The organism is Nonomuraea sp. NPDC050227 (assembly GCF_044459705.1).
GTDB lineage: Bacteria > Actinomycetota > Actinomycetes > Streptosporangiales > Streptosporangiaceae > Nonomuraea.
The window spans coordinates 153,848-177,344 of sequence record NZ_JBITJF010000018.1 but is presented as its reverse complement, the minus strand read 5'-3'; the positions used below and the strand labels follow the sequence as shown (position 1 = coordinate 177,344).

At 70.4% G+C, this 23,497-nt stretch carries 29 protein-coding genes and 1 riboswitch; of the genes, 17 read left to right on the top strand and 12 right to left on the bottom strand.

What is annotated here, in order from left to right:
• Positions 1-44: 44 nt before the first annotated feature.
• The 3 genes from ACIBK9_RS48905 (at position 45) to ACIBK9_RS48895 (ending at position 2,358) form a co-directional block, all read left to right on the top strand.
• Positions 45-245, top strand: a complete 201-nt coding sequence (locus ACIBK9_RS48905; protein WP_352323331.1) for a DUF5302 domain-containing protein — start codon at positions 45-47, stop codon at positions 243-245.
• A gap of 165 nt (positions 246-410) precedes the next feature.
• Positions 411-545: riboswitch (cyclic di-AMP (ydaO/yuaA leader) on the top strand.
• A 175-nt stretch (positions 546-720) separates the two neighbouring features.
• Positions 721-1,428 (top strand): hypothetical protein, encoded by a 708-nt coding sequence (locus tag ACIBK9_RS48900; protein ID WP_387670800.1) that lies wholly within the window; start codon positions 721-723, stop codon positions 1,426-1,428.
• Between the two features lie 54 nt (positions 1,429-1,482).
• Positions 1,483-2,358 carry an alpha/beta hydrolase gene (locus tag ACIBK9_RS48895; RefSeq protein WP_358288184.1) on the top strand — a complete coding sequence of 292 codons (876 nt, stop codon included), beginning with the start codon at positions 1,483-1,485 and terminating at the stop codon, positions 2,356-2,358.
• Positions 2,359-2,400: 42 nt separating this feature from the next.
• Here the strand turns inward: ACIBK9_RS48895 and ACIBK9_RS48890 are convergent, their stop codons facing one another.
• The 5 genes from ACIBK9_RS48890 to ACIBK9_RS48870 all read right to left on the bottom strand — a co-directional run bounded on the left by ACIBK9_RS48890 (position 2,401) and on the right by ACIBK9_RS48870 (position 4,893).
• The gene (locus ACIBK9_RS48890; protein ID WP_352352019.1) at positions 2,401-2,772 is read right to left on the bottom strand and encodes a hypothetical protein; all 372 of its coding nucleotides are present in this window, start codon (positions 2,770-2,772) and stop codon (positions 2,401-2,403) included.
• Positions 2,773-2,798: 26 nt separating this feature from the next.
• Positions 2,799-3,170 (bottom strand): roadblock/LC7 domain-containing protein, encoded by a 372-nt coding sequence (locus ACIBK9_RS48885; protein ID WP_352323334.1) that lies wholly within the window; start codon positions 3,168-3,170, stop codon positions 2,799-2,801.
• A gap of 32 nt (positions 3,171-3,202) precedes the next feature.
• Entirely contained in the window at positions 3,203-4,027 is an 825-nt protein-coding gene (locus ACIBK9_RS48880; RefSeq protein ID WP_397166062.1) for a DUF4388 domain-containing protein, read from the bottom strand.
• A gap of 3 nt (positions 4,028-4,030) precedes the next feature.
• A complete protein-coding gene (locus ACIBK9_RS48875; RefSeq protein ID WP_397166061.1) occupies positions 4,031-4,405 on the bottom strand; it encodes a roadblock/LC7 domain-containing protein in 375 nt (124 codons plus the stop codon).
• A 137-nt stretch (positions 4,406-4,542) separates the two neighbouring features.
• Positions 4,543-4,893 carry a helix-turn-helix domain-containing protein gene (locus tag ACIBK9_RS48870; RefSeq protein WP_358288175.1) on the bottom strand — a complete coding sequence of 117 codons (351 nt, stop codon included), beginning with the start codon at positions 4,891-4,893 and terminating at the stop codon, positions 4,543-4,545.
• A gap of 54 nt (positions 4,894-4,947) precedes the next feature.
• Here ACIBK9_RS48870 and ACIBK9_RS48865 point away from each other — a divergent pair, with 54 nt between their 5' ends.
• On the top strand, positions 4,948-5,550 hold the full coding sequence (locus ACIBK9_RS48865; protein WP_358288173.1) for an NAD(P)H-binding protein: 603 nt from the start codon (positions 4,948-4,950) through the stop codon (positions 5,548-5,550).
• Here ACIBK9_RS48865 and ACIBK9_RS48860 read toward each other — a convergent pair.
• Positions 5,544-6,761, bottom strand: a complete 1,218-nt coding sequence (locus tag ACIBK9_RS48860) for a DUF4032 domain-containing protein (protein WP_387670792.1) — start codon at positions 6,759-6,761, stop codon at positions 5,544-5,546. The genes ACIBK9_RS48865 and ACIBK9_RS48860 overlap by 7 nt on opposite strands.
• 23 nt (positions 6,762-6,784) lie before the next feature.
• Here ACIBK9_RS48860 and ACIBK9_RS48855 point away from each other — a divergent pair, with 23 nt between their 5' ends.
• Positions 6,785-8,353, top strand: coding sequence for a DUF885 domain-containing protein (locus tag ACIBK9_RS48855; RefSeq protein WP_397166059.1), 1,569 nt, complete (start codon positions 6,785-6,787; stop codon positions 8,351-8,353).
• 23 nt (positions 8,354-8,376) lie between these two features.
• Here the strand turns inward: ACIBK9_RS48855 and ACIBK9_RS48850 are convergent, their stop codons facing one another.
• Both ACIBK9_RS48850 and ACIBK9_RS48845 read right to left on the bottom strand, forming a co-directional pair.
• Positions 8,377-9,015: a class II aldolase/adducin family protein gene (locus ACIBK9_RS48850; protein ID WP_387670789.1), complete on the bottom strand. Its 639-nt coding sequence runs from the start codon at positions 9,013-9,015 to the stop codon at positions 8,377-8,379.
• A 43-nt stretch (positions 9,016-9,058) separates the two neighbouring features.
• Positions 9,059-9,643: a TetR/AcrR family transcriptional regulator gene (locus tag ACIBK9_RS48845; protein ID WP_357998699.1), complete on the bottom strand. Its 585-nt coding sequence runs from the start codon at positions 9,641-9,643 to the stop codon at positions 9,059-9,061.
• 71 nt (positions 9,644-9,714) lie between these two features.
• Between ACIBK9_RS48845 and ACIBK9_RS48840 the strand changes: the two genes are divergently transcribed.
• The 4 genes from ACIBK9_RS48840 to ACIBK9_RS48825 all read left to right on the top strand — a co-directional run bounded on the left by ACIBK9_RS48840 (position 9,715) and on the right by ACIBK9_RS48825 (position 13,709).
• Positions 9,715-10,635 (top strand): carbohydrate kinase family protein, encoded by a 921-nt coding sequence (locus ACIBK9_RS48840; protein WP_397166058.1) that lies wholly within the window; start codon positions 9,715-9,717, stop codon positions 10,633-10,635.
• A complete protein-coding gene (locus ACIBK9_RS48835) occupies positions 10,632-11,846 on the top strand; it encodes an aminotransferase class III-fold pyridoxal phosphate-dependent enzyme (RefSeq protein WP_397166057.1) in 1,215 nt (404 codons plus the stop codon). The genes ACIBK9_RS48840 and ACIBK9_RS48835 overlap by 4 nt, the downstream gene beginning before the upstream one ends.
• 461 nt (positions 11,847-12,307) lie before the next feature.
• The gene (locus ACIBK9_RS48830) at positions 12,308-13,168 is read left to right on the top strand and encodes a hypothetical protein (RefSeq protein WP_397166055.1); all 861 of its coding nucleotides are present in this window, start codon (positions 12,308-12,310) and stop codon (positions 13,166-13,168) included.
• A 202-nt stretch (positions 13,169-13,370) separates the two neighbouring features.
• Positions 13,371-13,709 (top strand): hypothetical protein, encoded by a 339-nt coding sequence (locus ACIBK9_RS48825; RefSeq protein WP_397166053.1) that lies wholly within the window; start codon positions 13,371-13,373, stop codon positions 13,707-13,709.
• A gap of 9 nt (positions 13,710-13,718) precedes the next feature.
• Here the strand turns inward: ACIBK9_RS48825 and ACIBK9_RS48820 are convergent, their stop codons facing one another.
• A complete protein-coding gene (locus ACIBK9_RS48820) occupies positions 13,719-14,162 on the bottom strand; it encodes an NUDIX hydrolase (protein ID WP_397166051.1) in 444 nt (147 codons plus the stop codon).
• A gap of 92 nt (positions 14,163-14,254) precedes the next feature.
• Here ACIBK9_RS48820 and ACIBK9_RS48815 point away from each other — a divergent pair, with 92 nt between their 5' ends.
• Together ACIBK9_RS48815 and ACIBK9_RS48810 are read left to right on the top strand one after the other, a co-directional pair.
• On the top strand, positions 14,255-14,797 hold the full coding sequence (locus ACIBK9_RS48815) for a sigma-70 family RNA polymerase sigma factor (protein ID WP_358288148.1): 543 nt from the start codon (positions 14,255-14,257) through the stop codon (positions 14,795-14,797).
• The gene (locus tag ACIBK9_RS48810) at positions 14,794-15,759 is read left to right on the top strand and encodes a hypothetical protein (protein ID WP_397166049.1); all 966 of its coding nucleotides are present in this window, start codon (positions 14,794-14,796) and stop codon (positions 15,757-15,759) included. Before ACIBK9_RS48815 ends, ACIBK9_RS48810 begins: the two co-directional genes overlap by 4 nt.
• 33 nt (positions 15,760-15,792) lie before the next feature.
• On the opposite strand, the gene ACIBK9_RS48805 is transcribed toward ACIBK9_RS48810, so the two are convergent.
• Positions 15,793-17,058, bottom strand: a complete 1,266-nt coding sequence (locus ACIBK9_RS48805) for an alkyl sulfatase dimerization domain-containing protein (RefSeq protein ID WP_397166048.1) — start codon at positions 17,056-17,058, stop codon at positions 15,793-15,795.
• Positions 17,059-17,212: 154 nt separating this feature from the next.
• On the opposite strand from ACIBK9_RS48805, the gene ngcE reads away from it, so the two are divergent.
• The 6 genes from ngcE (at position 17,213) to ACIBK9_RS48775 (ending at position 22,552) form a co-directional block, all read left to right on the top strand.
• Entirely contained in the window at positions 17,213-18,661 is a 1,449-nt protein-coding gene (gene ngcE, locus ACIBK9_RS48800) for an N-acetylglucosamine/diacetylchitobiose ABC transporter substrate-binding protein (protein WP_358288139.1), read from the top strand.
• Positions 18,662-18,665: 4 nt separating this feature from the next.
• Positions 18,666-19,583 (top strand): sugar ABC transporter permease, encoded by a 918-nt coding sequence (locus ACIBK9_RS48795; RefSeq protein ID WP_352352001.1) that lies wholly within the window; start codon positions 18,666-18,668, stop codon positions 19,581-19,583.
• On the top strand, positions 19,583-20,437 hold the full coding sequence (locus ACIBK9_RS48790; protein ID WP_397166045.1) for a carbohydrate ABC transporter permease: 855 nt from the start codon (positions 19,583-19,585) through the stop codon (positions 20,435-20,437). Before ACIBK9_RS48795 ends, ACIBK9_RS48790 begins: the two co-directional genes overlap by 1 nt.
• A gap of 85 nt (positions 20,438-20,522) precedes the next feature.
• Entirely contained in the window at positions 20,523-21,062 is a 540-nt protein-coding gene (locus ACIBK9_RS48785; RefSeq protein ID WP_397166044.1) for a superoxide dismutase family protein, read from the top strand.
• 48 nt (positions 21,063-21,110) lie between these two features.
• Complete coding sequence (locus ACIBK9_RS48780; RefSeq protein ID WP_397166042.1) at positions 21,111-22,217, top strand: low temperature requirement protein A; 1,107 nt, start codon at positions 21,111-21,113, stop codon at positions 22,215-22,217.
• A complete protein-coding gene (locus ACIBK9_RS48775; protein WP_397166040.1) occupies positions 22,214-22,552 on the top strand; it encodes a nuclear transport factor 2 family protein in 339 nt (112 codons plus the stop codon). The genes ACIBK9_RS48780 and ACIBK9_RS48775 overlap by 4 nt, the downstream gene beginning before the upstream one ends.
• Here the strand turns inward: ACIBK9_RS48775 and ACIBK9_RS48770 are convergent.
• Together ACIBK9_RS48770 and ACIBK9_RS48765 are read right to left on the bottom strand one after the other, a co-directional pair.
• Positions 22,545-22,910: a hypothetical protein gene (locus ACIBK9_RS48770; RefSeq protein ID WP_397166038.1), complete on the bottom strand. Its 366-nt coding sequence runs from the start codon at positions 22,908-22,910 to the stop codon at positions 22,545-22,547. The genes ACIBK9_RS48775 and ACIBK9_RS48770 overlap by 8 nt on opposite strands.
• Positions 22,907-23,455, bottom strand: a complete 549-nt coding sequence (locus ACIBK9_RS48765) for a MarR family winged helix-turn-helix transcriptional regulator (protein ID WP_397166037.1) — start codon at positions 23,453-23,455, stop codon at positions 22,907-22,909. Before ACIBK9_RS48765 ends, ACIBK9_RS48770 begins: the two co-directional genes overlap by 4 nt.
• Positions 23,456-23,497 lie beyond the last annotated feature (42 nt).

Below are 23,497 nucleotides of genomic sequence, written 5' to 3'. Positions count from 1 at the left end.
ACGTCGTGCGAAGCTGTGGATGTCCCCAGAACCAGGAGGTCCTCATGGCGGAAACACCGGAGCCGGAAGTCAGCGAGACTCCCGAGGACGAGATGAAGCGCAAGTTCCGCGAGGCGTTGGAACGCAAGCGCGGGCAGCAGGCCGACTCGGCCGCGGGTGGCAGGGGCGTGGACCCGTCGAAGATCCACGGGGCGCACGGTCCGGCAGCGAGTAAAAGATCCTTCAGGCGCAAGAGCGGCGGCTGAAAGGTCCGATTTAGCAGGGGGTACGGCATGCCGTGCCCCCTTTCTCTTTACCTCGATAGGTAGATCTTTACCCGGTTCATGACGATTCGTTTGTATTTGTCCGAATCTCTGGGTACCGTCTTAACCAATTACCAGCTGGTGGCGTAGTCCCTACCAGGAGAGGGACGACAGCTGGCGCCGAATCCCGACTTGTCGGGAACCGGGGACCCATCTCATTGGGGTGAATCCGGCCATGTGCCGGTAGGGCATCTCCACGCCCGAACCCGTCAGCTAACCCGGTAGGCGAGATGGAGAGGACTTCACGCATGTACCACCTCGTCGTACCCCCGGACAGTGTAGTGACGACCGCCTGCTGAGCGGTCTCTTCCCTGACTTCCCCCACGCGCCGCGTAACCACCTTTTCGGCGCTCTGCCCGGTTACGCACCGTAGTCACGCGCGTTCCCCCTGTCCCCTCGCGAAGGACTTCACTGCTTCATGTCTCGATTTGGCCTGCGCTCTCTCGCCCTGCTGTCCGTGTCCGCCATGGGCGCGCTGACGATCTCCGCCACCGGCGCCCACGCCGACACCGGCGACGACCAGAAGATCCTGCTCAAGGGTTCCACGAAGGCCTCCTACTTCTGGGACGACTCCTCCGGCCGGGCCGGCGACACCGGCCTCCCCGCCAGCGGCAAGCCCATGCAGAAGGGCCTGGCCGCCAGCCCGAGCTGGCCCCTCATGACCGAGGGTTACGTGACCTACAACGGCAAGAAGATGCCGTTCTTCGTGGGCGACCGCGGCCCCGGCGAGCCCTCCAGCCGTGGCGTCATGCTCGACCTCGACGCCAAGACCTTCGCCGAGCTGACCGGCGGCACCTTCAACCCCGACACGCTCGGCGTGGACGGCAACGGCGGCCAGGGCCACATCAAGATCGACTACGTCATCACCAAGTGGGGCGACGGCAAGGGCAAGAAGAACTACCCCGTGGCCTTCTCCACCGGCGCGTGGGGCAGGTTCGACGACAACCCGGCCGAGCCTCCCAAGGTGCTGGCCGACAAGCCCGCCGAGGACGCGGCCGGTTCCGCCGGCGGCCAGGTCGGGAAGACCGTCGCGATGGGCGGCACCGTCATGGCCGGCGTGCTCGTGCTGGCCGGCGGCGGCGTGGTGCTCGGCGGCGAGCGCCTGCGCAAGCTCCTCAACGACTGATCTCCGGACAGACCGCTCTTTACGCCTCGCGACCAGAATGACATTCTGGTCGCTGTGATCCAGCGCGCAGCCGCCAACGGCATCGAGATCGCCTACGAGAGCTTCGGCTCACCCGCGGGCAGGCCCCTGCTGCTCATCATGGGACTCGGCGCCCAGCTCATCCACTGGGACGACGAGTTCTGCGAACTCCTGGCCGAGCAGGGCCACCACGTCGTCAGGTTCGACAACCGCGACGCGGGCCTGTCCACCCATCTCCACGACGAGGGCGTGCCCGCATGGGGCGCGCCCTCGCCGTACGTGCTGGACGACCTGGCCGACGACAGCGCCGGGCTCATGGACGTCCTGGGCCTGCCCGCCGCGCACGTCGTCGGCGCCTCGATGGGCGGGATGATCGCCCAGGCGCTGGCCATCCGGCACCCGGCCCGCGTGCTGAGCCTGACCTCGATCATGTCCACGCCCGGCCCGCAGGCGGCCCCGCCGACCGAGGCGGCCGCCGCGGTGCTCTTCGCCAAGCCCGCGACCGACCGCGAGGGGGTCGTCGCCGGCGCGCTGACGACCTGGGCCGTGCTCGGGTCCCCCGGCTGGGAGCTGGACCGCGAACGCGTCACCAGGCTGGCCGGGCTCGCCTTCGACCGCTGCCACGACCCGGCCGGCACGGCCCGCCAGCTCGCCGCCATCATGGCCTCCGGCGACCGCACGTCCGCGCTGGGCGGGCTGAAGGTGCCGGCGCTGGTCATCCACGGCGAGGACGACCAGCTCGTGCCGCTCGCCGGCGGGCGGGCCACGGCCGCCGCCATCCCGGGCGCCCGCCTGGTCACCTACCCCGGCATGGGCCACGACCTGCCCCGCGCCCTCTGGCCCGCGATCGTCGCCGAGATCACCGCCCACACCGGCTCCGCGACGCCCGCCCGGCCCGAGCCCGCCGCGTGACCCGCCGCATGACTCGCCGCGGAGCCTCGCTGCGCGGGCCGGTCAGAGCTCCAGCTTCTCCTCGATGACCTTGAGCATGTGCCGGGCCAGGGCCAGGTTGGCCCGGTTGCGGTCGAGGGCGAGGTAGAGGAACAGGCCCTTGCCGCTGCGGCCGGTCAGCGGGCGGATGATGTGGTACTGGGCGGTCAGCGTGATCAGGATGTCCTCGATGCCGTCCTTGAGGCCCAGCGAGTCCATCGTGCGCAGTTTGGCCTTGATGACCTCGGTGTTGCCCGCCGCCGCGACCTGCAGGTCCAGCTCCTTCGAGCCGCCGAGCGTGCCGAGCGCCATGCCGCTGCCGTGGTCGACGATCGCCGCCCCGATCGTGCCGTCGATGCTCATCATCTCTTTGAGGGAGACGTCCATGCCTGCCATGCTTTCCTCCGCTTCGGTGGGGATGGTCAGTGCTTGCGTGCCACGGCGGCCACGGAGGCCGCCGTCTTCCTGCCCTCCAGCCGGAGGAGCCCGACGTTGGCGCCGGGTCCCGCCAGAACCGTGAGGACGATCGTGGGGCCCGCGGCGTAGAAGGCCACGAACCCGGCGGTGCCGGACACGAGGGTCTCCTCGAACGTCCCGCGGCCCGCCATGGTCAGCATCCGGCCGCTCATCGCGAGCAGCGCCGCCGACAGCGCCGCCACCTGCTCGCCGGTGTCTCCTTGCAGGTCGCAGGCGATCCGCAGGCCGTCGACGGTGCACGCGACGCTGCCGGTGACGTCCGGCGTGCGGCCGCGCAGGAGCTCCATCTCCGCCAGGACCTCTTGCCGTAGCTCCACGGGTGGCCTCCTCCTGCGTCGTGAGGGGAACCTCACGGCATCTCCTCCAGCGCCTTCTTCAGCCGCAGCAGCAGCGTCAGATCGGTCGGGTCGCCCGTCGGCACCGGCCCGGCGGCCCCCGCCCGCCCGTTCCCGGCGGGAACTGCCACCGCGCCCGGCACCCGCCTGGGCAGCGCCTCCCCGTCGTCCGGACGGCGTTGCGCGGGCCGTAGCGGGTCCGGCGGGACGAGGAGGCCGGCGGCGGCCAGCCTCCTGACGGCCACCAGCACCGAGTAGCCCGACCGGCCCAGGTGCCGGGCCAGCTCCAGCGGGGTCGCCTTGTGGTCGGCCCGTACGACGACCTCCCACTGCACCTGGCTGAGCGCCACCCCGTGCCCGGGCAGGCGCGGGACCGGCCGCACGGGCTGGGTGTCCACCTCCGGCGAGGGCCAGATGCCGGCCAGCTGCTCCCGGCGGCGGGCGGACTCCCGCACCAGCTCCTGGACGTCGAAGAACCACTGCCCGCCCAGCCAGTGCTCCTCGCCGGGCCGGAACTTCGGCCGCACGCCGGTCACCGGCAGCAGGAAGAAGGCGGCGTCCTGGACCACGCCGAGAACGGCGTACTGGAGCTCGGCCAGAGTGACCGGGCCGTCCTGGAGCAGCCGGGCGCGGCCGCCGTCGGCCTGCAGGGCACGCAGGGCCGACTCCGGCACCCGCCCCCTGGCCGCGAACAGCCGCTCGACGCCCGGCGTCTGGGCGCACTCCATGTACGTCACGCGCCCGTCCGACAGGTAGATCGTGCCGTTCCGGCCCACGCGGAGCGCCCCCGTCGCGCGTTCGCGGGCGAGTCCGGCGAGGAGTGAGTCGAGCGCGGCCATGGCTCAGGTGGTCAGCAGGTCGGAGATGGCCCGCAGGCGGTACCGGGCCAGGGCCAGGTTCGACCGTTCCGGGTCGAGGCGGACGTAGATGATCAGCGGCCCCTCGAAGACCGTCTCCAGCAGCCGGAGCAGGTGGTGCCCCCGGTCGGTGGTGACGAGCATGTCGTCGATGCGCACGATCTCGCCGGGACACGTCCGGGTCAGCCCGTCGGTGGTGGCGCGCAGCGCCTCGGTCAGCGCGGCGGCGGACCTGTCGGCGTCCACGCCGGACGCGCTGCTGAAGGCGACCGCCATGCCGCTCGTGCCGTCGACCAGCATGGCGTCGAGCGCGCCCGGTATCGACATGACCTCCGCCAGGCAGGTGTCCACTCCCAGCACCGCGAGCCTCCCTCCGTCGTGGGACGGGGAAAGCGTAGGGGGCCACAAGAGACCAGAAGGCAGGCGATTTACCGAGGGATACGTTTTTATACGGCCAGGACGAAGAAAAGCATCACTCGTGCGGAAATATGATCAATTCACGAGGTTTTTTCACGATGGCGGAGCATTTCGTGCACGTTCTCCTCGGCCCACCGCGCGACCACCGAGATCGGCGCGTGCAGCGAGCGGCCCAGGTCGGTCAGCGCGTACTCCACCCGCGGCGGCACCTCGGCGAAGACCTCGCGGGTGATCAGCCCGTCCAGCTCCATGGCCCGCAGCGTCTGGGTGAGCACCTTCGGCGTCACCCCGCCGATCCGCCCGCGCAGCACGGTGAAGCGCATCGGCCCGTCGCTGAGGCTGAGCAGCACCAGCACCGACCACTTGTCGCCGATCCGGTCGAGGACCAGCCGAGTCGGGCAGTTCGGGTCGAAGGCATCACCGGTATCCATAAGGTACTTATAGCACGATGAAGTAACCAGTATCCATTGGATACTGTGCTTCTCATGAAGATCCTCGTGTTCGGCGCGACCGGAATGATCGGTCAGCGCATCGTCACCGAACTCACCGGCCGCGGCCACGACGTCACCGGCGTCAGCCGCCGCGGTCCCGTCAAGGGCGACGTCCACGACGCCGCCACGCTCGCCGAGGGCTACGACGCCGTCGTCTGCGCCATCGCCCCGCCGCGTGACGGCACCGAGCCCGAGCCGCCGTTCCTGGCCGCCAACCGCGCCCTCATCGACGGGCTGCGCGCCGCCGGGGTGAGCCGGGTGCTGGTCGTGGGCGGCGCGGGCAGCCTCAAGGCCGGCCCCGGCCTCGACCTGGTCGACACGCCCGGCTTCCCGGAGATCTACAAGAAGGAGGCCAGGGCCGCGCGGGCCGCGCTCGGGCTCTACCGGGAGGTGACCGACCTCGACTGGACCTACGTCTCACCGGCCGCCGAGATCGCGCCCGGCGAGCGCACCGGCGTCTACCGGATCGGCCGCGACGACCTGCTCAGCGACGCCGACGGCCGCAGCTTCATCACCGCCGAGGACTACGCGGTGGCGATCGCCGACGAGCTGGAGGAGCACGCCCACCCGCGCACCCGCATCACGGTCGCCTACTGATCGTCCTCGTCCGGGTCGTCGGGCAGCAGCGCCTTCTCGTCGGGCTTGTGCACCAGCACGTTGTCCACGTACGACTTCACCGCCGTGGCCAGCCCGACGTCGCCGCCCGCCGTCTCCGACAGGTACCAGCGGTGGTCGAGAATCTCGTGGAAGAGCTGCGCGGGCTCCAGCTTGCCGCGCAGCTCGGCGGGGATGCCGTCGACCGTCGGGTGGAACACCTCGGCGAGCCAGCGGTGGGCGACTATTGCCTCGTCCTCGTGGCGCAGGCCCTTGGCGACCCGGTAGCCGTCCAGGTCGTTGAGCAGCCGCCGCGCCTGGTTCTCCTCCACGTCGAGCCCGGTCAGCCTGATCAGCCGGCGCTGGTGGTGGCCGGCGTCCACCACCTTCGGCCGGACGATCAGGCGGCCGGTGCCGACCTTGCGCCGCACCATCATCTCGGCGACGTCGAAGCCGAGCAGGTTCAGGCGGCGGATGCGCTGCTCCACGCGGTGCCAGTCGACCTCGTCGATGATCTCGCTGTCGGTGATCTCGGCCCACAGGCGGTGGTAGCGGGTGACGATGTCCTCGGCGGTCTCCATGGGGTCGATCGACGGGTGCAGCAGCCCGCCGGCCTCCAGGTCGAGCATCTCGCCGAAGATGTTGGTGTGGGCGACGTCGATGTCGGTCAGCCGCTGGCCCTCGCTGATCATGGGGTGCATCTCGCCGGTCTCGGCGTCCACCAGGTAGGCCGCGAAGGCGCCGGCGTCCCGGCGGAAGAGCGTGTTGGACAGCGAGCAGTCGCCCCAGTAGAAGCCGTTCAGGTGCAGGCGCACCAGCAGCACGGCGAGCGCGTCGAGCAGGCGGGTGAGCGTGTCGGGGCGCAGGGTGCCGGACATCACGGCCCGGTAGGGGAGCGAGAACTGCAGGTGCCGGGTGATCAGCGCGGCGTCCAGGCCCTCGTCGCGGCCGGTCACGTACGCCACGGGCTCGACGGCCGGGGCGTCCAGCCTGGCCAGGTCCCACAGGAGCTGGTACTCGCGCCTGGCGTACCGCTCGCTGATCTCCTTGATCGCGTAGACCTTGCCGGAGAGCCGGGCGAACCGCACGACGTGGCGGGAGATGCCGCGCGGCAGATCGACCAGATGATGCTTGGGCCAGTCGGCCAGCGGGACGTCCCAGGGGAGCCGGATGAGGTCGGGGTCGCCTAGCGCGCCAGTGATCTGCAGGGGCATGAACGTCAGGATATGGTGCGTAGGTGGACGAGTTTCTCAACTGGTACTTTTCCGACCGTCCCGTCGTCGCCAGCCAATTGGGAGCCGACGGCTACGACCACACCCTCGGCGATTTCACCGCCTCCGCCTGGGAGAACAGAGCCCGGGAAGAGATCCGCTGGATCGACCGCCTCTCCGACGCCCCGGCCGACTCGCTCGACGACGCCATCGACAGAGACCTGGTCCTGTCCCAGCTGAGGGGCTCGGTCGCGCTCGAATCCTGGCCCGAGTGGCGGCGCAACCCGGGCCTGTACCTCTCGGCCGTCTTCGGGTCGCTGTTCAACGCCTTCCAGCAGCGGCTCAAGCCGGAGTCCGAACTGGTCGCCGCCGCGATCTCCCGCCTGGCCGAGGTGCCCGGCGTGCTGGCCGCCTGCCAGGCCAACCTGGACCCCGACCTCGCCGCGCCGCTGCTGGTCACGCGCGGGCTCAACCAGGCCCGTACGGGCCGCAACTTCCTCACCCGCACGCTCCCCGCGATGGTCGGCGACGAGACGCTGCGCGCCCGGCTGGCCGAGGCCGCCGGACCCGCCGCCGACGCGTTCGACGCGCTGGTGTCCTTCCTCGAAGGCTTCCAGTGCGGCGGCACCTGGCGGATGGGGGAGAAGCTCTACTCCACCCTGCTGCGCGAGCGCGAGATGCTCACGTACGGCGCCGCCGAACTGCACCAGAAGGGCAGGGCCGCCTGGGCCGACCTGGACGCCCGGATGCGCCGGGTCGCCCTCGGCATGACCGGCGCCGAGGACTGGCGGGCCGCCATGGAGTCCCTCATGGACGACCACCCGCCGACCCTGGCGGACATGCGGGCCGAGTACGAGGCCGAGACCCGGCGGGCCCGCGAGTTCGTCCGCGAGCGCGGGCTGGTCACCTTCCCCGAGGGGGAGGAGTGCGAGGTCCTGCCCTCGGCCGAGTACGCCCGCCCGGTGCTGTACGTCGCCCACTACCTGGCGCCGCCGCCGCTCAGCAGCTCGCGCACGGGCATCTTCTTCGTCCCCTACACCCCGGACGACTTCACCGAGGAGCAGGTGCGCCAGCGCCTACGCACCAACGCGCGCGCCCAGATGCCCTCGATCGCCGTGCACGAGGCCTATCCCGGGCATCACTGGCACCTGTCGTACATGGCGGACAACCCGCGTACCGTCCGCAAGGTCTTCAGGACGCCGTACTTCACCGAGGGCTGGGCCCTGTACGTCGAGAAGGTGCTGCACGAGCAGGGCTACTTCGACACCCCCGCCACCGAGCTGGCCCACCTGGACTTCCGCCTCTTCCGCGCCGCCCGGATCATCGTGGACACCGCGCTGCACTGCGAGGACATGTCGATCGAGGAGGCCGAGACGTTCATGGCCACCAAGGCGTCGTTGTCGCCCGGCACCGCCCGGGGTGAGGTGAACCGCTACTGCGCCTGGCCGACGCAGGCGCCGTCGTACCTGACGGGGGCCATCGAGATCGACCGCATCCGGGAGTCGTTCACCGGGTCGCTGCGTGAGTTCCACGACCGGATCGCCGGCTCCGGCGGCCTGCCGCTGGGCCTGGCCGAACAGGCCGCCCTGGCCTGACCGGCCCGCTCGCGCTCCCCGGGCTAGCTCGGGCGGCGCGGGAACGCCGGCGGGTTGGCCGCGCGGTCCACGACGGCGGCGAGCTGCTCGTCGGTCAGGACCGCCGGCCTGCCCACGGCCAGCCCGCGCACGTAGACCTCGCACAGCCACTCCAGCAGGCGGGTGGCCTCGAACGCCTGCTCCATCGTCGCCCCGATGGTCACCCCGCCGTGGTTGGCCATCAGGGCGGCCTGCTTGCCCGCCAGCGCCGCCCGCACGTTGGCGGCCAGCTCGGGCGTGCCGTAGGTGGCGTACTCGGCGACCTTGACCACGCCGCCCAGCAGCAGCGCGTTGTAGTGGACCGGCGGGAGCTCGGTCATCGTCGTGGCCACGACCGTCCCGAACACCGAATGCGTGTGCACGATCGCCTGGGTGCCCGTCGCCTGGTAGACGGCCAGGTGCATGGGGGTCTCCGACGACGGCTGCAGCTCGCCCTCGACCAGGTGCCCCTCCAGGTCCACGATCGGGCACGCCTCCGGCGTCAGCCGGTCGAGCGCCACGCCGGACGGGGTGACCGCCACCTGGTCGCCCCGGCGCACGCTCAGGTTGCCCGAGGTGCCGATGACCAGGCCCAGCTCGACGGCGCGCCTGCCGTACTCGCACAACTGCTCGCGGAGGCTCATGGGTGGGCACAGTAGTCGGTCGTCCGAAATACTTCCAGCCTTTTCAGAGGCGGTCGAGTGCCTGGAGCATGAGCCGTTCGAGGTCGACGCGGGTGAGCCGGCCCGGGTAGAGGAGCAGGTGCAGGCTGAGGCCGTCGACCAGGGCGAGCAGGTGCTCGGCGAGGTCGTCGAGGCTGCCGTCCGCGCGCACCTCGCCGGCCGCGCGGGCCTGGCCCAGCAGCTCCCGTACGGCGGCGCGCAGCTCGTCGGCCTCGGCCCGCTGGACCTCCGCCAGCCGGTCCGAGGCCAGGCTGCGGCTCCAGAAGCTGACCTCCAGCCGGCTCTCCTGGGTGCGCTCGGCGTCCAGCGGCAGGTTGTCCAGCAGCAGCTCGCGCAGGGCGGCCAGGCCCGTGACGCCCTCGACCTTGCGCGTCAGCCGCTCCCTGATGCGCTGGTGCGACTGGCTCAGCGCCGAGAGCAGGATCTCGTCCTTGTCGGCGAAGTAGTGCGCGAGCACGCCGTTGGAGTAGCCGGCCTCCTTGGCGATGGCCCTGGTGGTGGCGGCGTCGATGCCGTCCCTGACGATCACCCTGCGGGCCGCCGACAGGACCTCGGCCCTGCGCTCATCGTGATCGACGATCTTCGGCATCGGGATCCCCCTCTTCTCGCGGCGACTCCCACCATATTGACTTTTTATTCGGACGTCTGTCTATTTAGTCCATGACCGTCGCCACTGTCGGCGTGCACATCGTCGACATCCTCGCCAGGCCCGTCGAGCACATCCCCGAGGGCCAGGACACCGTACTCGTCGAGCAGATCCGCCTCACCGCCGCCGGCGCCGCCGCCGGAACGGCCGTGGACCTGGTCAAACTCGGCAACGACGTGATCACCATGGGCGCGATCGGGGACGACGAGCTCGGCGACTTCCTGGTGGCCGTCCTCACCAAACGCGGTGTGGACGCCTCCCGCCTGGTCCGCAGGGCCGGCGAGCAGACCGCCGCCTCGATCCTGCCCATCCGCCCCGACGGCGGCCGGCCCAGCTTCCACGTGCCCGGCGCCAACCTCGGCGTCACCCTCGCCGACCTGGACCCCGACGTCCTGCGCCGCGCCCGGGCGATCCACCTGGGCGGCATGGACGTCACCTTCGGCCTGGGTGACCCCGCCTTCTTCGCCCTCCTCGACGAGGTGCGCGCGACCGGCGCGATCGTCACGATGGACCTGCTGTCGGAGCTGCCCGACCTGCTGGCGATGGCCCGCGCGTTCCTGCCCCACGTGGACTACGTGCTGCCCAACGAGTCGCAGGCGCTGCTCATGACCGGCGACCCCGACGTGGCCACCGCCGCCGCGACCCTGCTCGCCGACGGCCCCAAGGGCGTGCTCGTCACCCTCGGCGCGGCCGGCAGCCTCGTGCTGACCTCCGGCGGCGGGCCCGAGCGGGTGCCGGCGCTGGAGACGGAGGTCGCCGACACGACCGGGTGCGGCGACGCGTACTGCGCCGGCTTCCTGACCGGCCTGCTGCACGGCTGCGACGTCGTCGAGGCCGCCCGCTGGGGCACCGCCGCGGCGGCCCGCGTGGCCACCGGGCTCGGCTCCGACGCCGGCCTCACCGACCTCGAATCCACCCTGAGGACTCTCGCATGACTGACGCAGAACTCCGCGAGCGCGCGCTGAAGGTCGTCCCCGGCGGCATGTACGGGCACCTCAACGCGGCCATCTTCGCCCCCGGCTACCCCCAGTTCTTCCAGCGCGGCGAGGGCTGCCGCCAGTGGGACGTGGACGGACGCGAGTACATCGACCTCATGTGCAGCTGGGGACCGGTCGTGCTCGGGCACCGGCACCCGCGCGTGGAGGAGGCCGCCGCGCGCCAGCTCGCGCTCGGGGACTGCCTCAACGGCCCAGGGCCGATCATGGTGGAGCTGGCCGAGCTGCTGGTCGACACCGTGCCGAGCGCCGACTGGGCGATGTTCTCCAAGAACGGCACCGACGCCACCACCCAGGCGCTCATGGTCGCCCGCGCCGCCACCGGGCGCACGAAGGTGCTGATGGCGCACGGCGCGTACCACGGCGCCGACCCCTGGTGCACGCCCTCGACCGCCGGCACCACCCCGAACGAGCGCGCCGACCTGGTCGAGTTCACCTACAACTCGCTGGAGTCCCTGGAGGCCGCCGCCGCCACCGTCGAGGGCGACGTCGCGGCGATCATCTGCACCCCCTTCAAGCACGACTCCTTCGAGGACCAGGAGCTGGTCGAACCCGCCTTCGCGCGCGGCGCCCGCGCCCTGGCCGACCGCATCGGGGCGGCCCTGGTGATCGACGACGTGCGGGCGGGGTTCCGGATCGACCTGCGGGGGTCGTGGGAGCCGTACGGGGTGCGTCCCGACCTGACCGCCTGGTCCAAGGCCATGGCCAACGGCTACCCGATCGCCGCCGTCACCGGCACCGACGCCCTGCGCGGCGCCGCCCAGACCCTCTACACGACCGGCTCCTTCTGGTTCTCGGCCGTGGCGATGGCCGCCGCCAAGGCCACCATCGAGACCCTGCGCGACACGGACGGCATCGCCGCCATGGAACGCGCCGGCACCCAGCTCAGGGAGGGCCTGTACGCCCAGGCCAAGTCCCACGGCTTCGTCGTGAACCAGACCGGCCCGGTGACCATCCCGTGGCTCAGCTTCGACGGCGACGCCGACCTGTCCACGGCCCTGTACTGGAGCGACGCCTGCCTACGGCACGGGGTGTACCTGCACCCGTGGCACAACTGGTTCATGTCGGCGGCCCTGACGGAGCAGGACGTGGCCCGCGCCCTGGAAGCCACCGACCAAGCCTTCACCGAAACCCGCACCCACTTCGGCTGACCCTCACCCGAACGGCCCACCCGTTTGCCCGGTCACCGGGTGGGCCTGCGGAACCCCACCCCGGACGGCGCCTTCGCCGCCCTTGGGCCCACCCGTTGCCCGGTTACCGGCTGGGCGTGCCGGACCCCGCCCGGACCCTGAACGGCACCTATGACGGGCTTGACCCACCCTGTTGTCCGGGTATCGGGATGGGCGTGTGAGGACCCCGCCGCGAACGGCGCTTTCGGCTCCCATGGTGGGTCACCAGAGGTGAGCCTTGGGAGTCCCGCTGCGAACGGCTCTCTGGCCTCTCAGGCGCTCCCGTGGCGCCCCTTCGGCCGCGTGCTTCCCCACCCCCGGTAGCGTCGCATCCGGCTCGCAGCCCCGCGACGAGCGCTCCTCTATCGAGGATGGTCACACTACGCGCTCGCCGTGTGACAATAAGTGTCATGCCGTCCCCCCGACATGACGCTCTCAGACAGATGTTCGCCGACCGGCCTCAAGTGGCGGTGGAGATCCTGCGTGACCTGATGGGCGTCGACCTGCCCTCCACGTCGCTGGTCCGGCAGGAGGACCGCCTGTTCAACACCCGGCCTTCCGACGACATCGAGCCGGACCTCGGCATCGTGCTCGGCCCGCCGCAGAGCCCCGCGCACGCCATCATCGTGGAGATCCAGCAGGACAAGTCCAAAGACCCCCGGCAACTGGCCCGTTACGCCGCCGCGCAGTGGCTGATGCTGCGCTGCGACGTGACAGTCCTGGTCGTCTGTCCGGACCGGGGAGCCGCCGCCTACTACTCCCGGCCGATCGACACCGGGCTTACCGGCTACCGCCTCCAGGCGTACGTGCTGGGCCCGGACGACGTACCGGCGATCACCGACCCGCAAGAGGCCGCCGCTCACCTCGAACTCGCGGTCATGTCCGTCATGATCCACGGGCGTGAGCGGAAGGTCATCGAGGCGTTCGCGACGGCGCTGGCGGAAACCGTCGGCGATCACGCTGCGAAGTACAGTGAATACGCGTGCAGTATGTCCGCACCCGAGGTCAAATTCATCTTGGAGGAGATCATGGCGTCCACCGACTGGCCGGGCCACAGCCGCTTCGCCCACCAACACTTCGGCAGGGGCCACGCAGTGGGCCACGCAGTGGGCCACGCAGAGGGCAGCCACGAGACCGCACGGAGAATCGTGCTGTATCTGCTGGACGCGCGTGGCATCGATGTCCCCGAGGACGTTCGCGCGCGCGTCGACGCCTGTACCGACGTCGACCTGCTCATGCACTGGACCGTTCGCGCGAGCAGTGTTCAGTCCGCCCGCGACCTGTTCGACGATTCGGACGGCTGACGCACTTGGCGCCGGGCACTCAGGAGCACCCGGTCCAGGTTCTGATCGTCCTGTCTGCTGGTTCAGCAGCAGATCTTGACTGTGCTCGGGATGACGGGGTGCCGAGGCGTGGCGACGTGCCGGACACCCGGAGGCCGGCTGAGGGCACAGGATCAGTCTCGGTGCGACCCCGTTCACGACAATCGGCGTTCGAGAGGAGACCATGACGTCCATCAACTGGCCGGTGTACCGCCCTTCCGTTCGCGAGGCGTACAAGCAGCGCCGCACGGTGGCTGACTGGGCGCCCGAATGGATGCTCGGCTTGCTGGCGTTCATGGCGGGCTACAAGGAGGGCTACGGAGAGAACTACAAGGAGGAATACGAGGATCACGCTCGGCTGGCTGGCATGAAATGTGTGCTCACGTGCTTGCTGACCGAGCGTGGGATCGAGGTGCCGGACGACGTCCGTGAGCGGATCGATGCCTGCACCGAGGTCGACCACCTCGTGGCCTGGACCGTCCGCGCGAACGCCGGACGATCTCTCCAGCAGGTCTTCTCCTGACGGCCGGGATCACGGCCGGGCGACGGGCGGCGGCGTGATCCTGTAGAGCCCGTCGCCGGAGCCGGAGGCCGGGACGGCCAGGACGAGGGCGGTCGCCGGGAACAGCGGGGACGGCAGCCCGTCGTACGGGAACCACTGCCATGAACGGAAGACGTGCGGCTCGGTCACCGCCGGAGCGTCGGCGCCCCGGAGCATGGCGACCGCCGCCGTCACCCGTACGGCTCCCTCAGGGTGGTCCAGGGCCACGCCGGTGACGACCGGCGGTCCGGCGTCGCGGATGCCGGTCTCCTCGGCCAGTTCGCGGACGGCCGCCGCCTCGAAGGTCTCGCCGGGCTCCACCGCCCCGCCGGGCAGGCACCACGACAGGGGCTCGCCCGCCTTCACCCGCTCGCCGAGCAGCACGCGCCCGTCCGGGTCCGTGAGCAGCACGCCGACGCCTACGATGCGATTCACCGTCAAAACCGACTCCTCCCGCCAAGAGCTGTAATGCTGCCAAAAATCCGGACATGGGGTGAGTGTTGTTGATGCTCACGTAAGGAGACCGGATGGGAGCCGATCCCGAGAGCCGGTTCGAGGAGATCTATGCATTCTCCTACAGACCCCTGCTCGGCTACGCGCTGCGCCGCTGCCCCGACCCCGACGACGCGGCCGACGTGGTGGCCGAGACGTTCATGATCGCGTGGCGGCGCATCGAGGAGGTGCCGAGCGGGGAGGAGGCCCGGCTCTGGCTGTACGGCGTGGCCAGGAAGGTGCTGGCCAACCACCGGCGCGGTGAGCGCCGCCACGAGCGGCGCACCGAGGCGTTACGGGCGGAACTGGCCGCCGCGCCCGTGGTCGCCGGGCCGTCCGTCGAGGACCTGTCGCCGCTGGCCCGGGCGTTCAAGACGCTCTCCGACGACGACCGGGAGCTGCTCGCCCTGGTCGCCTGGGAGAAGCTGGACACGGGCCAGATCGCCACCGCCCTCGGCATCACCCGCAACGCCGTACGGGTCCGCCTGTACCGGGCCCGCCGGCGCTTCGCCCGCCGCCTGACCGAGGCCGGGGTCGAGCGCACACAGGCCGTCGCCCTCGAAGGGAGCCCGTTGTGAACATCCCAGATCCCGCGAGCGGGCACGACAAGGAGTCCGTTGTGAACATCGCCGATCTCGCCCGGGTGCGCGACGAGGAGCTGGCGGGCGTGCCCGCCGGGCAGGCGTCCGGCGCGGGGGCGCGGGCGCTCATGAAGTCGATCACCTTCGAGCCGATCACCTCCGAGCCGATCATTGCCGGGGAGCGCGAGCTCGTCGCGCGCCCGCGCCGCAGGGCGCCGCGCAAGATGTTCCTGCTGGGGGCGGTGGCGGCCGGGCTGGCCGCCGTGCTCGCCGTCACGCTGCCGATCTTCGGCCCGGTCACCGAGTACGCCAACGCCGCCGTCACCGTCAAGACCGGCGACGACTACATCGACGTCGTCATCACCGACCCCGAGGCGGAGGCGGCGGCCTACACCGAGGCGTTCAGGGCCGTCGGCCTGGACGCCACGGTGAAGAAGATCCCGGTCGCGCCCGAGTACGCGGGCATGCTGTTCGGCCCCGCCACCCCCGGGAACTTCCCGCCGGGGACCGGCGTGACCGTTCGCGGCGTCGAGAACTGCGCGTCGGTGTGGTGCGGCACGATCTCCATGCCGACCGGGTACAAGGGCAAGGTCGTCATCGGGATCGGCCGCCCGGCCGAGCCCGGCGAGCGGTATGCCGCGATGGCGCCGAGCACGGTGGGTGTGGCCGCCGACGGCGTGGCCGGCGTCAAGCTCGTGGGCAAGCCCGTCTCGCACGCCAGGGCCGAGCTGTCGCGCCGCGGCCTCAAGATCGAGTACGTGGTGATGTGGCAGAACCCCGACGGCAGCGGCAGCGGTTACGACGTGGCCGCGGAGCACGTCAAGGACGACTGGATCGTCGACAGCGTGATGAAGGTCGCCTCGGACACGGTCAGGGTGGACGCCGTGGCCTCCGCCGACGTCCCCAAGGACTCCCTTCCGCGGGCCGACCGGCCACAGGAGGGCTGGACCGGTCCCTGAGCCCGTGAACCCCGGCACCGGCCCCGCGGGCGCCTATGCGCCTTCGGGGGGTGCCGGGGTTCCCCGGTCCGCCCGGGCCGAGGATTCCGTGGCGGCCCAGGTGAAAATGCCCTTCGTCATCAATGACTGTTCGCCGGCCGCCCGGGCGGCGAAAACCTGGGCCCTGACCCGGTGTACTCCCGAGTCGTCAGGAGCGGCGAGCGCGGCCATTTCCGCGAGATGTCCGGCGAGCCGCTCGTCGCCCTCGGAAAGGGCTTTGAGCGCCGCGTCGGCGAGCGCGTGCGGCCCGCCCGCGAGTTCCGCCACGGATTTGGCCAGCACCGCCTCGGCGGCCGGTTTGAGATTGGCCGGATTGCCGTCGTACCAGCCGCCGTAAAGGCGCCAGAGATTCCGTACGACGAATTCCGGCTCGTCATAGCGGGCCCGCAGATAGGGCCGGTCGGAATGGCGCTCGGAAGGTTTCACCGAATGCACGATCTCGTCGAGCCGGGCGCCCGCGTTGAGCAGGTCGAGCGTCTGCGTGATGATCGACTCCAGCCATTCGGCCGTCTCCAGCAGCGCCTGCCGCACGCGGTCGGCGCCGAAGACCGGCGCGCCGTGGCTGGGCAGCATGATCTCGGCGTCGAGGGCCGCCATCCGGCGCAGCGCGTGCACCCACTCGCGCGGGTAACGCTGCACCTTCTGGGGGTTGCCGCAGTTGGGCGTCACCCAGATGAACAGGTCGCCGGGCAGCAGCAGCCGGTGCTCGCGCACGTAGCCGACGGTGGCGTCGTCGGTCTCGCCCTTGGCGTGCAGCAGGTCGAAGGTCAGCCCGCCGCGCCGTACGGTCAGCGCGTCGGTGTAGGTGACGTCGGGCCGCCGGTAGTCGGCGGGCCAGCGCAGGCGGGTGTTCTGGAACTGCCGCTGGTTGATCACCGTGTTGTAACCATTTGTCAGCAGGTAGCGGTCGAATCGATCGATCACCGCCTGATGGGCGTAAACCGTGGCCCGAGGGCCCGACTCCTCGAACGGTCCCGTGCCGAAGACGTGGTCGATGTGCCCGTGCGAGTAGAACGCGGTGGTCAGCGGCGCCCGGGACCAGCGGCGGACGTCCTCGTGCAGGCGTCCGGCGGCCCACGGCCCGCCGGTGTCGAAGAGCAGCAGTTCGCCCTCGGTCTCGAAGGCGATGGCGTTGCCGAACCCGGCCCACCAGCCCACGCCTTCCGTCACGGTCTGGACGCCCTTGCCCTCCATGCCGGTGTCCACGATGCTGTCGTCAGACTCGCCGCGCCACACCCGGTCCGCGTACTCGATAATCATGTGACCCACCCTGCTTCTAGAACGTCGTTCTAGGCAAGGGATCACGGCAAGGTCACGTCTCGATTGCGCCCCCTTGACGCGTGTCGGCGGGCGTTCGTACGTTCGGGCAAACGTTTAGGAAACTTTCCTAACTGAATCCTCTTCGGGAGCCCCCATGACCCACCCGGGCGAGATCACTCGGCGTCAGCTGCTCCGCCGCATCGGCCTGACCGCGCTCGTGGCCGGGCCCGGCGCGAGCCTGCTGAGCGCCTGCGCGACCAGCGGCGGTGGCGGCGACCAGCCCTCGGCGGCGCCCGCCACGTCGATCGCGGCGTCGGCGGACCCCAAGAACCCCTTCGGCGTCGACGTCAAGAAGCCGCTCGAAGTGGTCATCTTCAGCGGCGGCTACGGCGACTCCTACGCCAAGGACCTGCACGAAGAGCTGTACAAGAAGGCCCACGCCGGCGTCACGGTCAAGCACACCGCCACCCAGCAGATCGGCACCCAGCTCCGGCCGCGCATCGTCGGCAACGACATGCCCGACGTGATCAACAACTCCGGCCCCGAGGCGCTCGACCTGGCCGCGCTGGCCGCCGAGGGCCACCTGGCCGACCTGACCCCGCTCTACGACGCGCCCTCCTTCGACGACCCGTCCAAGAAGGTCCGCGACACGATCACGCCCCTCGTGCTGCAGAACGGCAAGCTCGACGGCAAGGACCTGGTGCTCAACTACACCGTCTCCCACCGGGCGCTGTGGTACAACGCCAAGCTGTTCGCCGCCAAGGGCTGGAGCGTGCCGAAGACCTGGGCCGAGTTCACCGCGCTCGGCGAGACGGCCAAGAAGGAAGGCGTCGTGCTCTTCGCCTATCCCGGCAAGAAGGGCCCGTACTACCAGCTCTGGAACGTCCTCTACACGGCCGCCAAGATCGGCGGCAACCAGGTCATCATCGACATCGACAACCTCGTCGACAACGCCTGGAAGAGCGAGGCGGTCAAGCAGGCGGTCACCGCCTGGCTGGACGTCCAGCAGAAGTACGGCGACAAGGCGTACCTGGGCCTCGACCACACCCAGACCCAGGTCAAGCAGCTGCAGAACAAGGTGCTGTTCTACCCGTGCGGCTCCTGGCTGGAGAACGAGATGACCAAGGACATCCCGCTCGACTTCGAGTACGCCCTGGCCCCCATCCCCGACGTCACCGCCTCCGACAAGATGCCCTACGGCGCGATCCAGGTCGGCGTGGGCGAGAACTTCGTCGTCGCGGCGAAGGGCAAGAACCCGCAGGGCGGCCTGGAGTACCTGCGGATCATGTTGTCGAAGGAGGGCGCGGCGGGCTTCACCAAGAAGACCAACAACCTCACGGTGGTGACCGGCGCCGCCGACAGCTCCGAGTTCCCGCCCGGCCTGGTCAGCGCAGCCAAGGCGCAGGAGGCGGCCGGCGAGAACATCATCACCGACGCCCGGTTCGAGGGCTGGTACAAGGAGCTGTTCGACTACGGCTGGGAGCAGACCAACGTCCTGATGTCCGGCCGCATCACCCCCGACGAGTTCTGCGAGCGCATGCAGAAGAAGGCCGACGACGTCAAGAAGGACGACTCCGTCACCAAGCAGACGCGGAGCGCCTGAGCACATGGAGCGGTTGCGCAAGTACGGATTCGTCATCGGGTTCCTGGCCGTCCCGGTCACGCTTTACACGGTCTTCGTGATCAGCCCATATGTGCAGGCTTTCCAGCTCTCGCTGACGAGCTGGAACGGTGTCAGCTCGGTCGTCCGATACGTGGGGCTGGACAATTTCGGCCGGTTGTTCGAGGACGACAATTTCTGGCAGGCCCTGCGCAATCACGGAATTCTCCTGCTGGTGCTGCCGCTCCTGACGATCGTCATCGCATTGTTCCTGTCGTTCCTGCTGAATCTCGGCGGCGGCACCCGCGGCGCGGGAATGCGCGGGGTGTGGGGGTCGAATTTCTACCGGGTGGTGTTCTTCTTCCCCCAGGTTCTCGCCGTGGCCGTGGTCGGCGTGCTGTTCCAGGCCATCTACCGTCCCGACGAGGACGGCGTGATCAACGGCACGCTGGCCAGGCTCGGGCTGTCCGAGCCGATCGGCTGGCTCACCGAGCCGGGCCTCGCGCTCTGGTCGATCATCGCGGTGATGGTCTGGCAGGCGGTCGGCTTCTACGTGGTGCTGTTCTCCGCGGGCATGGCCGCCATCCCCAAGGACTACTTCGAGGCCGCCTCGATCGACGGGGCCGGCCGGGTGCGGTTGTTCTTCTCCATCACGCTGCCGCTGCTGCGCGACACCCTCCAGGTCGGCTGGATCTACCTGGGGATCGCCGCCTTCGACGGCTTCGCGCTGATCCAGGTGCTGGCGGGCGACCGGGGCGAGCCCGACGGGGCCACCACCATCCTGCCCATCACCATCTACAAGACCGCCTTCGACTACCACAAGGTCGGCTACGCCTCGGCGATGGGCGTGGTGCTGTTCTTCCTGACCGTGACGTTCGCCGTGCTGACGCTCCGCACGACCAGGCGTGAAAGGGTTGAGCTCTGATGGCTACGCGTGGAGCGGGCAGGCCGCGGCCCGGCGTGCTGAGCGGGCTCTCCCATGTCGCCCTGGCCGTCTGGGCCCTGCTGATCATCCTGCCGCTGTTGTGGACGTTCCTGGCCTCGTTCAAGAGCAACACCGAGATCTTCGGCGACCCGCTCCAGCTCCCCGGGGCGCTGCGGCTGGACGCCTGGGGCCGGGCCTGGGACAAGGCGCACGTCGGGCAGTACATGCTCAACACGGTCATCGTCGTGTTCTTCGGCACGGCGGGCACGATGTTGTTCGGCTCGATGGCGGCGTACGTGCTGGCCCGCTACAAGTTCCTCGGCGGCAAGCTGATCTACTACTACTTCGTCGCCGGGCTCGCCTTCCCCATCTTCCTGGCGCTCGGGCCGCTGTTCTTCGTCGTCAAGCAGTTCGGGCTGCTCGACTCGCACATCGGCCTGATCATCGTCTACATCGCGTACTCGCTGCCCTTCACGATCTTCTTCCTGGCCGCGTTCTTCCGCACCCTGCCCGAGGCGGTCGCCGAGGCGGCGCTGATCGACGGCGCCTCGCACACCAGGACGTTCTTCCAGATCATGGTGCCGATGGCCAAGCCCGGCCTGGTCAGCATCACGATCTTCAACGTGCTGGGGCAATGGAACCAGTACCTGCTGCCCCTGGCGCTCATGGGCGGCGCGCCGGACAAGTGGCCGCTCACGCTCGGCATCGCCAGGATCTCCACCAGGGCCGGCTACGAGGCGGACTGGCCGGGCCTGTTCGCCGCGCTCAGCATGACGATCCTGCCGGTGATGGTGGTCTACATCATCTTCCAGCGGCAGATCCAGTCCGGGCTCAGCTCGGGGGCGCTGAAGTGAGTTTCGCCGAACACGACGTGTAGCCGTACGGCTACTCATTAGAGTGAGGGCCTTCCGCCAGACATCCGGGGGGTCCCTCATGCGCGTGCCCGCACTTCTGCTCGTCCTGTTCACGGCCGCCGCCTGCGCCGGGCCGCCGGCGCCGCTCCAGGAGGTCACCAAGCCGAGCCCGCCGGGCGTGCCGGAGCTGAGCGGCGGCGGTGAGTTCACCTCCGGCGACACCGCGGCGATCGCCTACGACCGCCGCCTGGCCCCCGAGGGCGCGCAGGCCAGCCTCACGGCCGAGTCCACCGGCGGCGAGACCCGCACCTCGCTGGTCGTGGAGGGCTTCCTGCCCCGCCACCACTACGGCGCCCACCTGCACACCGCGCCCTGCGGCGCCGACCCCGACGCCGCGGGCGGCCATTACCAGCACAACCCCGGCCACGCCGACCCGGCCAGCGAGATCTGGCTCGACGTCACCACCGACGGGTCGGGCGCGGGCCGTTCGACGGCCCGCCATCCCTGGAGTCTCGACCCCGCCGCCCTGCCGAAGTCGCTGGTCATCCACGCCAAGGCCACGAAGAAGAGCGGCGCCCACGCGGGCGAGGCGGGCCCTCGGGTGGCCTGCCTGACGCTGCACTAGCCGAAAGGCGTGCATAATTACACAATTACATATTGTGGAGGTCCCGCGTTGACTAGCCGCCAGTGGCAGCCGCCCCGTTTACGGTTGTTCGAGCAGGTGCACCGCCGGGCCACCTGGCTGGAGCTACTCTACGACCTCGTCTTCGTCGTCGCGGTCGCCGAGCTGGCCGACGTGCTCGCCGGCGGGGCCGACGCCGGTCGCGTCCTCACCTTCGTCGGCCTGTTCGTGCCGGTCTGGTGGTCCTGGGCGGGTTACGTCTTCTACGCCAACCGCTTCGACACCGACGACGTCAGCCACCGCCTGCTCGCGCTGCCGCAGATCCTCGCGGTGGCCACGATGGCGGCCAGCGTCAGCGACATCGAGCAACGTTCGGCCCTGTTCGCGATCTCCTACGCCGCGGCCCGGATCCTGCTGGTCGTCGCCTACCTCAGAGCCGGCCGGCACGTCCCCGAGGCCAGGCCGCTCACCGTGCGGTACGCGGCCGGGTTCAGCGTCGCCGCGGTCATCTGGGTGGCCTCCCTCGCCGTCGATCCGCCGCAGCGGTACGCCTTGTGGGCCGTGGCGCTGGTGATCGACCTGGCCACCCCGCTGCTCAGCCGCGGCCACCAGAGCCGGCTCCCGCCGCAGAGCGAGCACCTGCCGGAGCGGTTCGGGCTGTTCGTCGTGATCGTGCTCGGCGAGGTGGTCGCCGCCGTGGTCACCGGGCTCAAGGGGCACGAGGTCACCCCGTCCGTGCTGCTGGTCGCGCTGGCCGGGGTGGCCATCGCGATGGCCTTCTGGTGGCTGTACTTCGACCACGTCGACGAGTCCGTCGTGCTGCGCACCAAGCTGGCCGGGCAGGTGTGGGTGTACTCGCACCTGCCGCTGTCGATGGGCCTGGTGGCGTTCGGCATCGGGATCGAGCACGCGATCATGCACCCGTCGGGGGCGAGCTGGGCCGTCGGGGTGCCGGCCGCCGTGGTCTTCGCCGTGCTCGGCCTTCAGCACCTGTGCTCGGCCGACCGCCGGGCGGGTGCCGTCCGGCTGGCCGCCGGCGTGCTCGCCCTCGCCTCCTCGGCGCTGCCCGTCGCGGCGGCGCTCCCGCTCCTGCTGTTGTACGGCGCCGCGCAGGTGGGCTACGACCTGCTGCGCCCCTCCCCGGAAGGCACACCGTGACCCAGGAAGTGACCCAGGAAGTGTTCGACCGCCAGCTCGCCGCCATCGCCGACGGCGACCTGGCGGCGCTGCTCGCCCAGTATCACGACGAGGCGGTGGTGGTCCGGTTCGACCGGGCGGCCAGGGGCGCCGCGGAGATCCGCGAGTTGTTCACCGGCTACCTGGCGGCCGGGCCGCGGGTGGAGGAGATCACGTCGCTGCGCGTCGAGGACGACGTGATCTTCTACAACGCGGTCATGACCGTGGGCGGGAACCGGGTCACCACGTTCGGGACGCTGGTCGTCAGGGACGGCAGGATCTGGCGTCAGACCGCCGCCGCCCTGCCGCTCACCTGATCGCCGCCGCCATCGGCTGCCAGGGCGCGGCGTCGAAGATCAGCATGATGGTCCGGATCCGCCCGTCGGGGCCGAGCTTGAAGTGCTCGGCCGTGCGCTGCGTGCCGGCCGGCGTGGCGGTGTGCAGGTCGTAGACGAGGGTCGCCTCCGACTCGCCGTACAGCTCGCTGATCAGGTCGACCCCGGTCACCACGCTCACCAGGGCCTCGATGCCGGCCAGGTGACCGGCGGCGTCGGAGGAGGAGACGAACGGGCTCCTGAACGAGAAGCCCTCGCCGATCAACGCCGCCGCGGCCGGCACGTCGCCGCGGAGCCTGGCCTCGTGGTAGGCCCTGACCACCTCACGGGTGCCCGTCATCGCCCCTCCAGGTGTGCCGCGAGCCGCTGCTCGTTGTCGGCCAGCCGCAGGCACAGGTGCCGCAGCGCGGTCAGGTCCGCGGCCGAGAAGCCCTGGAACATCGCCCGCATCGCCAGCTGCGACGGCGTGCGGAACGCCTCGATCCACGCCCGGCCCTCGTCGGTGATCACGGCCAGCACCGAGCGCCGGTCGCGGCTGTCCTGGACCCGCCGCGCCAGGCCGTCGCGCTCCAGGGTGTCCACCAGGCCGGTCACGTTGCGCGAGCTGACCCCGGCGGCCTGGGCCAGGTCGCCGATGCTGATGCCGGCGCCGGCGCCCGCCGCGCCGAGGCGCAGCAGGACGTCCATCGCGCCCGAGCTGAGCCCGCGGCCCTCGCTGCCGTGTGCGCGCATGCGCTCGACCGCCTGGTACGCCGTCCGCACGGCGGCGGCCGCCTCGAAGGCCGCGGTGTCGCCGCCGCCGGCGAACTCGCTCATGGCCGCCCTGGCCCGTGGGTCGAAGAGGGAGCCGTCCGGCTCCTGGTCAAATTTATGTACGTCCTTCACAATGAATGTCTACCAGAAAAAGCGAAGGCCCGTGCGGAACGC

What these genes read in the sequence shown, in the direction of transcription:
- ACIBK9_RS48890 (WP_352352019.1), bottom strand. Translation starts at nt 2,772, where the DNA reads ATGGCAGGCATGGACGTCTCCCTCAAAGAGATGATGAGCATCGACGGC.
- ACIBK9_RS48900 (WP_387670800.1), top strand. Translation starts at nt 721, where the DNA reads ATGTCTCGATTTGGCCTGCGCTCTCTCGCCCTGCTGTCCGTGTCCGCC.
- ACIBK9_RS48840 (WP_397166058.1), top strand. Translation starts at nt 9,715, where the DNA reads ATGACCGTCGCCACTGTCGGCGTGCACATCGTCGACATCCTCGCCAGG.
- ACIBK9_RS48870 (WP_358288175.1), bottom strand. Translation starts at nt 4,893, where the DNA reads ATGGATACCGGTGATGCCTTCGACCCGAACTGCCCGACTCGGCTGGTC.
- ACIBK9_RS48835 (WP_397166057.1), top strand. Translation starts at nt 10,632, where the DNA reads ATGACTGACGCAGAACTCCGCGAGCGCGCGCTGAAGGTCGTCCCCGGC.
- ACIBK9_RS48770 (WP_397166038.1), bottom strand. Translation starts at nt 22,910, where the DNA reads ATGACGGGCACCCGTGAGGTGGTCAGGGCCTACCACGAGGCCAGGCTC.
- ACIBK9_RS48790 (WP_397166045.1), top strand. Translation starts at nt 19,583, where the DNA reads ATGGCTACGCGTGGAGCGGGCAGGCCGCGGCCCGGCGTGCTGAGCGGG.
- ACIBK9_RS48815 (WP_358288148.1), top strand. Translation starts at nt 14,255, where the DNA reads ATGGGAGCCGATCCCGAGAGCCGGTTCGAGGAGATCTATGCATTCTCC.
- ACIBK9_RS48795 (WP_352352001.1), top strand. Translation starts at nt 18,666, where the DNA reads ATGGAGCGGTTGCGCAAGTACGGATTCGTCATCGGGTTCCTGGCCGTC.
- ACIBK9_RS48860 (WP_387670792.1), bottom strand. Translation starts at nt 6,761, where the DNA reads ATGCCCCTGCAGATCACTGGCGCGCTAGGCGACCCCGACCTCATCCGG.
- ngcE (WP_358288139.1), top strand. Translation starts at nt 17,213, where the DNA reads ATGACCCACCCGGGCGAGATCACTCGGCGTCAGCTGCTCCGCCGCATC.
- ACIBK9_RS48850 (WP_387670789.1), bottom strand. Translation starts at nt 9,015, where the DNA reads ATGAGCCTCCGCGAGCAGTTGTGCGAGTACGGCAGGCGCGCCGTCGAG.
- ACIBK9_RS48880 (WP_397166062.1), bottom strand. Translation starts at nt 4,027, where the DNA reads ATGGCCGCGCTCGACTCACTCCTCGCCGGACTCGCCCGCGAACGCGCG.
- ACIBK9_RS48805 (WP_397166048.1), bottom strand. Translation starts at nt 17,058, where the DNA reads ATGATTATCGAGTACGCGGACCGGGTGTGGCGCGGCGAGTCTGACGAC.
- ACIBK9_RS48865 (WP_358288173.1), top strand. Translation starts at nt 4,948, where the DNA reads ATGAAGATCCTCGTGTTCGGCGCGACCGGAATGATCGGTCAGCGCATC.
- ACIBK9_RS48825 (WP_397166053.1), top strand. Translation starts at nt 13,371, where the DNA reads ATGACGTCCATCAACTGGCCGGTGTACCGCCCTTCCGTTCGCGAGGCG.
- ACIBK9_RS48905 (WP_352323331.1), top strand. Translation starts at nt 45, where the DNA reads ATGGCGGAAACACCGGAGCCGGAAGTCAGCGAGACTCCCGAGGACGAG.
- ACIBK9_RS48845 (WP_357998699.1), bottom strand. Translation starts at nt 9,643, where the DNA reads ATGCCGAAGATCGTCGATCACGATGAGCGCAGGGCCGAGGTCCTGTCG.
- ACIBK9_RS48830 (WP_397166055.1), top strand. Translation starts at nt 12,308, where the DNA reads ATGTTCGCCGACCGGCCTCAAGTGGCGGTGGAGATCCTGCGTGACCTG.